Here is an 8,680-nt window from a genome sequence, read left to right as displayed (position 1 = left end):
AAAATAAAAGTAAAATCACCCGATTTAATTTTGTAGGACAAATAGGTAAAACGGCTCCCGGAGATATTTCCCTGATACAAGGGGTACATGTATTTGTTTTCAAAAATGATGTTTATAACAATAGGTTTAAAATTCCGTTTTCAGGAACTTCTTTAGCTCATTTTTATCTGGATAATGCCAATCCGGGGCTGTTAAAAAGAATCGAAGATGAGAAGATTATTATATCGGTTGATCTGAATCTGGCTGGTAAAGAATTGGTTTTGGAAGCAGGTTCTTATTGGTTGGCTTTTGCTCCGGTTGTAGCTACCGATGGTTTGCCGGAAGATAAAGTTTGGTATTGGTACGATGGTGATGGTGGCGGATATGACATGCTGGTATGGCAAAGCGGAGATACAGAATGGCGTTACAGGGGTGATCTGCGTTCTACAGCATTTAGTATTGAAGGTACAAAAGTAACGTTGGGTACTTCGGTATTGGATTCGCATACCGCTGTAGCGGCGATTTATCCTAATCCGACTGATGGTGTTTTTGCGATTACTCCGGGGCAAGGGATTGTTTTGACCGAAGTCTATAACATAACCGGGCAATTACTATTAAAAGGAAATTCGGATACAATAGATTTGTCAACTTACCCTAAGGGAACTTATTTAGTAGTTATTACGTATGGAAATGGCCATAAATCCAATACAAAACTAATTAAAGAATAAGATATCGGGATGTATAAACAAGAGTGTTCATTATTAGAGATACTAAAAAAATATATAAGCCATGATAAAAAAAATATTAGTACTGACCCTTTTATTGCCGCTATTTTCATTTGCACAACAGTTGCAATTACCGAAGTTTACCTATCAAGTTAACGAAGAAATCATTCTATACTATAAAAAATTTCCAGAAGCGGGAACGGATTGGATTGTATTTGGTAGAAAAGATACGGGGGAGGAGTTAAGAACTAGCGAACTTCTGACTGGAAATGGAACGTGGTCCAACAGTATCGGTGAACCGGGAACGTATTATTTTGGAGTGCAAAAACTTAGGGATGGTTCCCGTAATCTGGATGAAATATATGATTTTGTTGTTGTAGCGGATTCTTCAGCCGAAGAATCAATAATTTTTCAACGGAATGTTGATCCCGATGATATTTCGACGGGGTTTAAAGCAAGTATAACAAAGAGTGATCATGATAGTGTCTTTACTGACAGTTTTCAGACTTCGGAATCTTTTGATTTGTCAAGTATTACCTTTTATGGATTTCAAGTGCAGGATTTTTCATTTAATTCCGGTTTAGGGGTATCTATATATAAAGACAAAGATGGATCCCCTTCTGGGAAACCAACGGTGGAAGGTGAGGATGTAGTCATGGATCTTTTGCTTCATGAGGATTCTAAAGCTATTTACCAACATCTGACTTTAATAAGTGATGAACCTGACAATCGTAAAGAACTTAATGATTATACTGTCGATGTGAAACGTGCACTTGAGTTGGATGGAGCGCCGGCAGTGACTTTGGAAAAAAATGTAAGATACTGGGTATCTTTTGCGCCGTTATTTTCAGATGGTTTGTTAGCAGAATGGTTTTGGAGATCATTAAAAACCGAAGCCGGTCCGTATGCAAAAAGATTTGATTTTGGATTAGACGATTGGGTTGCTTTAAAGGCTGTTAATTTCGCCTTTACGGTAAGAGGTGTTAAAAGTAAAAAACTTAAAAACGAAGATTTTGTCTTAAGTCAGATAAGAGAAATTAAGATACTACCGAATCCGTCCGAAGGTTTATTTACGGTATTGTCAGATCAGAATATACGCTCGTTAAAAGGGTATGATGTAATGGGAAGGTTAATTACCCGGTCGGAGACAAATCAGGTAGATCTTACTTCGAATGAAAAAGGAATGTATTTGCTAATTGTCGAAGACGACGAAGGAATGCAAACAACGAAAAAAATCATAAAAAAATAAGAGAGATATACAGACATATATTAGACTTAAAACATACGATTTAAAATATAAATATAAACTGCACCCAAATGTCAGACGCTATCTTTGGGTGCGGTTTATTTCTAAATATCATTTATCTTTTTAATGCCAGTGTAACGCCATAATCAGAAAGTCTGTCTAATGCTTCCTGGCTGGTGTGGTCAAAATTATTGGTGTGTTCAGCGTGTTCTTTCTTGGTCTTTATTCGTCGAAGGGAATCATAAAAACGACGCACTTCGTCCAAAGTGGATAATATCGGTTTGGGTACGGCAATACTATTACCATTATCATCTTGGGCTACCATCGTAAAATAAGAGGAATTGCTGTGTTTTATTTTTCCAGTCTGGATGTTTTGCGAAACAACCCGAATACCAACAACCATAGAGCTTCGGCCTACATAATTGACACAAGCTTTTAACGTAACCAGTTCGCCTACTTCAATCGGATTTAGGAAATCGACTGTATCAACCGATGCGGTTACACAATAGCGACCCGAATATTTCGAAGCACAGGCAAACGCAATCTGATCCATTAACGAGAGGAGATAACCTCCGTGTATTTTTCCGCTAAAATTGGAATGCGAAGGCAGCATCAGTTCGGAAATACTGATCCGCGAAGAGCTGATTTTCTTAGGTTCGGTACTCATTTTTATTCGGTTAGTTCGTTGTTATTAGCACGGTTTAGGATGCTTTCGGGTAATGCCTTTTTGGCTTTGGCGCCCATCTTTTTTAATTTTTCTACACTGGTGATCAAGTTTCCTTTTCCGTCAACCAGTTTGTTCATGGCGCCCTGGTATTCGGTTTTGGCTTCGTCCATTTTTTTACCAATCTTGATCAGATCGTTTACAAAGCCTTCGAATTTGTCGTATAAAGCACCGGCCTGACGGGCAATTTCATAAGCGTTTTCCTGTTGTTTCTGATTGGTCCACATACTGTCAATGGTACGCAAAGTTGCCAATAAGGTCGACGGAGTAACGATCACAATATTTTTTTCAAAAGCCTTGTTGTATAAGGTAGCATCTTCATTTAAAGCGATTGCAAAAGCAGGTTCCATCGGGATAAATAGCAATACAAAATCCGGACTTTCCATCTGATACAGATCGTGATAGTTTTTACCGCCCAGTTGGTCAACATGACGTTTTATCGAGTTAACATGCTCTTTCAGGTAGTGAATTCGAGTCGTTTCGTCGTCTTCGTTTACATAACGTTCGTAAGCGGTAAGGGATACTTTGGAATCGACGATCATTTTTTTACCGTCCGGTAAGTTGATCACAACGTCCGGCTGTACACGATTGCCTTCTTCAGTTACAAAACTTTGCTGTACTTCATATTCGCGTCCTTTTTCCAATCCTGATTTTTCCAGTACTTTTTCCAAAATCAGCTCGCCCCAGTTTCCTTGCATTTTGGTGTCGCCTTTCAATGCCTTGGTTAGGTTTAGCGTTTCTTTGCTCATCTGCTCGTTTGTTTCCCGCAGATTTAGAATTTGCTGACGTAAAGCAGCGTGATAGTCGATACTCTCTTTATGGGTATCTTCAACTTTCTTTTCAAATAAGTGAATACGCTCCTGTAATGGCGATAGTATGTTTTTTAAGTTTTCTTTGTTCTGTTCGGTAAACTTATTGGTTTTTTCTTCCAGGATTTTATTAGCCAGATTTTCGAATTCTTTGGTGAATTTTTCCTGTAGCTGGTTTACTTCCTCTTTTTGTTCTTTGTTGCGTTCCCAAAGATTTTCAAAGTCGACTTCTTTTTTGGAAAGCTGTATGGCCAGCGCTTCTTTTTCGTTGCGGATGTTTTCCTTTTCAGTCTGAACCAATGCCAACTGTCGCTCAAACTGACTGCGTTCCTGTAAAAACTGTTGTTTGAGTTGTTCCTGTTGTGCTAACAGACCGTTAATACGCTCTTCCAATCCCGATTTTTCCGATTGTGAACGCGCGCTGAATAGGGCTTTTCCAAGATAGATTCCGATAGCCAGTGCTAAAATAAATGCGGCGAGTAAAACTAGAGTTTGTAACATCGTTTGTTTTGTTATGTAATGGTTCTGTAAAAATAGCTATTTGTTTTTTAGGAATGCAAAAAAAGAAGTCCCGTTCAAACGGGATAAAATTGATCAAAATAAGCTAAGATACCGGTACGGAAATCCGTATAAAAAAGGAAAGTGTTTTTAAGATATTGGGAGAGAGCGATAAGAATCCAATAAAAGTAACCTGTTACGGTAGCAACTTTTTGGTTTCCAGTCCGTGTTTTAATAAAGCAATCAGTTCGTCTTTTTCCTGCAGGCGTTTTTCGTATTGTTCGATTAGCTTTTGGTACACTTCGTCTAGAGCGATCAAAGTATCCCGCAATTGTAGTTTATCCTTTTGTTTTTTAGCAGGAGAACCCTCTTTTTGTTTAGACAAAAAACTCTTCGGCTTTACCTCAAAAATCGTACTTAGCTGTTCAATATGCGAAGCCCAGGATTGACTTTCTCCGTTTTCGATACGGGCATAAGCCGATTGTGAGATGTTGAGTTTTTCGGCAACTTCTTCTTGTGAATAACCGCGTGTTTTTCTCAAATGGCGAATTTTTGCTCCTACAGTCCGATTCATCTAATTACTCTTTTTTTAGGTCTTAAAAATATAAAAAATAAATATTATCCTATAAAAAACGGGTAAAATTACCCTTAAAACGAATAAGAACCTATTTTTTTACTTCCTAAATTTGAAAAAAACAAGATTTTTAATCATGTCAAATGCGATTCATTAAAAATTTTAATGGTTCAAAATGCATTGTTTTTTTAAGGTTGTTACCAGGTCGAATATAACATTTTCGAAGCGGTAAAACCATTTTAAATACCGCAACCAATCAAATTTATTATACAATGAAACGATTAAATTTAAAAAAGAAAGTAGTTTCCGTTTTAACGGATAAGGAAAAAGCAAACATCCAGGGTGGTGGAACAAACGAAACATGTGCCAGCTTCGCAACGGAAGTAAAATGGACAGATCCGGAGCCTTGTGGTGTAAAATTAACAAGAAGGGATTGTGTAAGTATACAAATCGAATGTGTGACACATCACTATTGTCCGACCTATACTTGGGAAGAGATGTAAAAAGAGCATCGTAGCATAAATAGCGATTGCACACCATCGCATTTATAATTGTATAAATGCATTGTAATATGCAATAGTGTAAAATTGTGCTATTTAAACCGTTGGAGAATACCGGTTCTTCAACGGTTTTGCATTTAATAATGACCTTGAACCTACTTTTGTTTATGAATTTTGATAGTTATAAGGAACTGAATACAATAGCGGCATATCTGCAAAACGAAACAGTACTTTTTCGTGATAATAAAGTCGCCCAAATCGCATTACATACCGGATTACCCGGGATCATTCTCACACTGACAGCTATCCGGAAGCAATTTCCGGAACTAGTAGATCCTGTCATTCTTACAAAATATATTGATAAAGTATATGCTATACTTTCGGAAAGTGAAGCGTTTTATCCGTCTTTTAGCGGTGGTCTGGCTGGTTATGCATTCCTTTTGTACCAGTTAGCAGCAGAGAAACATATCGATATTGCCGATTATAAAGAAGTTATCGAAGAAATTGACGAAATTATCGCAGAGCATCTGGATGATAATCTCGATGAAGATCATGTGGATATACTACATGGTGCGATGGGAATGGCACTTTATTTTATTGAAAAAGGACAGGCGGATTATGCTGAAAAGGTAATCGACCGCTTGAATATAACCGCTAAAAGAGAAGAAAATCGCTGTTATTGGAGTACGTTCGATTTTTTTAAAACAAAAGCCTATAAGATTGATTTTGGTCTGGCACACGGAAATGCCGGAATCCAATACTTTTTAGGTAAATGTATCAAACACAATATCCAAACGGATACCTGTAGAAAATTGCTGGAAGAAAGTCTGAATTTTTACCGCCACAATACTCAGGAATTAGGAACTATAAAATCGTATTATCCGACGATGTTGTTGGAAGAGGATTATCGAAACGGGACGACAAAACCGGAAACATCGAGAGTAGCCTGGTGTTACGGTGATCTTGGGATTTTATATACGCATTTATTATTGGCGGATGTCTTACAGGATGAGGCTTTACAGGCGGAAACGATAACAAAATTAAAACAGGTAGCCGGTCGGAGATTGATCGCTGAAACGATGCACCACGACGCCGGATTGTGTCACGGAACGGCCGGATTGGCATTGCTGTTTAAAAACAGTTACGACCGTACCGGCGAAATAATGTTCCGGGAAACCGCGGACTATTGGCTGCAAAAAACATACGATTATAAAACAGGAACCGATTCCGAAATAGGATATTGCCTTTATGATGGAGGCGAACGTAAGGAAAACGACAGTTCGTTGCTCGAAGGGCTTTCGGGAGTCGCTACGGCCTATCTGGCGACACTTTCTCCAATGGGAGCGCCTTTGGTTGACAAAGCGGTATTCCTTAGTTTGTAATGATTCAACACAATGTACATGGAACAAAAATCGCCCTATATAAACTTTGATAATTACGTCTTAAGAACACCTTTACTTCCAGTTGATCATTTTCTAAAACTGACTGCCGGAAAAGAGGTATCGGACGAAAACATAAAAAAACAATTTGAAAACCCGGTTGTAAAAGAAGCCGTTTTTCTGGCTTCGCCGGTTTTATACCGCGAAATAGAAAAATGGGTGTCGGGAAATAGTAAGGATCCAAAAGAGATCCAAAAAATTCGTCTCTCTTTCCTGAAATACCTGACCCGAATGGCTTCCCGATCGACTCCTTTTGGGCTTTTTGCCGGTTGTGGATTAGGAACTTTTGCAGAAGAAAGTGCTATCCGAAATACCGATTATACACAAAATAAACGCCATACCCGTTTGGATATGAATTTTGTGGGAGCGTTAAATCAATCGTTTACCACCAATCCGTCGATCCGGGAACAACTGCGGTATTATCCGAATTCCAGTCTCTATTTTATAGGTGATCATATCCGCTATGTGGAATGTCTGTATAAAAACGGAAACCGTATCCATCATCTGATCGAGATTGAAGGCTCGGATTATATTCGGGATTGCCTAAAACAGGCGCAAACGGGTGTTTTAAAAGCGACGTTGGCTGAGGCATTGGTTTCCGATGAAATTACCCAAGCGGAAGCAACGGAATTTATCGACGAGTTAATCGATAATCAGATATTGGTTAGCGAAATGGAACTTTCGGTTTCGGGCACGGAATTTATCGGACAAACGCTTAACATTCTTAAAAAAATAAAAGGAGCGGAAGCACAGGTGGCGTTATTGGAAGAAGTTGCCGTAAAAATAGGCGCACTTGATCATACTTTAGGGAACGATCCGGAACGCTATCATGATCTGATAGAAACACTACGCCGGTTTGAAATCCCTTTTGATGAAAAGTTTATTTTTCAAACGGATATGTTTCTGAACGCCAGTCGGAATGTATTGGCACAGGAAGTAACGGTTCCGCTTCAAAAGGCGATCACCGTATTAAATCGGATCACGCCCAAAAACGAAAATCCGCAATTACAGCAATTTATCGAAAAGTTCCGGCAACGTTACGAAGACCGGGAGGTTCCGTTATCGTTGGTGTTGGATAATGAATTGGGTATTGGTTATCCTGTAAATAATTACAAAGGAGGAATTAATACACTGTTGCATAATATCCGTGTGCCGAATGTTGGAACACAAAAACGAAAAGAAGTACGCTGGACGGCACTCGATAGTATTTTATATCGGAAAATGCAGGAAGCCCGGGAAAATAAAAGCAACGTAATCCGGATCGAGGAAGCCGATTTAAAAGGAACCGAAGCCGGATGGAACGATCTTCCGGATACCTTTTCGATCGTTGCTGAGGTGGTAAAAGGGGAAACCTCGGAGCAGTTGGTGATTCGATCTGTAGGCGGATCGGGCGCGGCCAATCTGATGGGACGCTTCTGTTTGGGCGATCCGGAAATGGACAAACATGCACGCACTATTATTCGGGCGGAAGAAGAACTAAATCCGGATAAATTAGTATCGGAAATCATTCACCTACCCGAAAACAGAGTTGGAAATGTGCTGATGCGACCGGATTTCAGGCAATTTGAGATTCCGTATCTGGCAACTTCAGGTAAACCTGTAGAAAATCAGCTTCCGATAACCGATTTAAGCGTTTCGGTAAAAAGCGGCCGGATCGTATTGCGTTCCCGTAAGCACAATAAAGAAGTTTTACCGCGACTCACAAATGCGCATAATTACAGTTATAACGCATTGCCGGTTTATCATTTCCTATGCGATTTACAGGCGCAGGGTAAAAGAGGCGGTTTGTATCTGAACTGGGGCGTTCACCGCGACGAATCGAATTTTCTGCCACGAGTGGAATACGAAAATGTTATCCTGTCGAAAGCCAAATGGAAAGTATTGGGCAAAGAATTTGAAAAACTAAAAGAAATCGATACCATCTCCGGTTTAACGGAAGTTACCCAATGGCGGGACGAACGAAAGATTCCGCAATATGTCTTTTTGGTTGAAGGGGATAATAAGTTATTATTAAATCTGGAAAACCTGACGTCCTTTCAGATGTTGGTTTCGGCTGTTGCGAAAAAAAGCGTGTTCGAGTTGGAAGAATTTCTGGGAACCGATGTGACGCTGGTAGGCGGAAACGAAACGGAGTATTTCGCCAATGAGTTTATTTTTTCTTTTTTTAAAACCGGATCTTAAAAAGA

The 8,680-nt window shown here is 39.3% G+C and carries 8 protein-coding genes; 5 read left to right on the top strand and 3 right to left on the bottom strand.

What is annotated here, in order from left to right; all coding sequences use genetic code 11:
• A partial coding sequence (locus Q1R07_RS10385) for a T9SS type A sorting domain-containing protein (RefSeq protein ID WP_300489599.1) occupies positions 1-707 on the top strand: 707 nt, incomplete at its 5' end.
• Between the two features lie 61 nt (positions 708-768).
• Positions 769-1,953 (top strand): T9SS type A sorting domain-containing protein, encoded by a 1,185-nt coding sequence (locus tag Q1R07_RS10380; RefSeq protein WP_300489596.1) that lies wholly within the window; start codon positions 769-771, stop codon positions 1,951-1,953.
• 112 nt (positions 1,954-2,065) lie between these two features.
• On the opposite strand, the gene Q1R07_RS10375 is transcribed toward Q1R07_RS10380, so the two are convergent.
• From Q1R07_RS10375 to Q1R07_RS10365, 3 genes are all read right to left on the bottom strand, one after another.
• Complete coding sequence (locus tag Q1R07_RS10375) at positions 2,066-2,617, bottom strand: acyl-CoA thioesterase (protein ID WP_300489593.1); 552 nt, start codon at positions 2,615-2,617, stop codon at positions 2,066-2,068.
• A gap of 2 nt (positions 2,618-2,619) precedes the next feature.
• A complete protein-coding gene (gene rmuC / locus Q1R07_RS10370) occupies positions 2,620-3,984 on the bottom strand; it encodes a DNA recombination protein RmuC (RefSeq protein WP_300489590.1) in 1,365 nt (454 codons plus the stop codon).
• 193 nt (positions 3,985-4,177) lie between these two features.
• Complete coding sequence (locus tag Q1R07_RS10365; protein ID WP_300489587.1) at positions 4,178-4,555, bottom strand: helix-turn-helix domain-containing protein; 378 nt, start codon at positions 4,553-4,555, stop codon at positions 4,178-4,180.
• A 272-nt stretch (positions 4,556-4,827) separates the two neighbouring features.
• Between Q1R07_RS10365 and Q1R07_RS10360 the strand changes: the two genes are divergently transcribed.
• The 3 genes from Q1R07_RS10360 to Q1R07_RS10350 all read left to right on the top strand — a co-directional run bounded on the left by Q1R07_RS10360 (position 4,828) and on the right by Q1R07_RS10350 (position 8,675).
• On the top strand, positions 4,828-5,058 hold the full coding sequence (locus Q1R07_RS10360; RefSeq protein ID WP_300489584.1) for a hypothetical protein: 231 nt from the start codon (positions 4,828-4,830) through the stop codon (positions 5,056-5,058).
• Positions 5,059-5,222: 164 nt separating this feature from the next.
• On the top strand, positions 5,223-6,437 hold the full coding sequence (locus Q1R07_RS10355; protein ID WP_300489581.1) for a lanthionine synthetase LanC family protein: 1,215 nt from the start codon (positions 5,223-5,225) through the stop codon (positions 6,435-6,437).
• 18 nt (positions 6,438-6,455) lie between these two features.
• On the top strand, positions 6,456-8,675 hold the full coding sequence (locus Q1R07_RS10350; RefSeq protein WP_300489578.1) for a lantibiotic dehydratase family protein: 2,220 nt from the start codon (positions 6,456-6,458) through the stop codon (positions 8,673-8,675).
• The last annotated feature ends 5 nt before the right edge of the window (positions 8,676-8,680 follow it).

This window comes from Flavobacterium sp., from assembly GCF_030146175.1.
Classification (GTDB): Bacteria; Bacteroidota; Bacteroidia; order Flavobacteriales; family Flavobacteriaceae; genus Flavobacterium.
The sequence above is the reverse complement of the archived record's forward strand: the minus strand, read 5'-3'. Positions and strand labels throughout refer to the sequence as shown.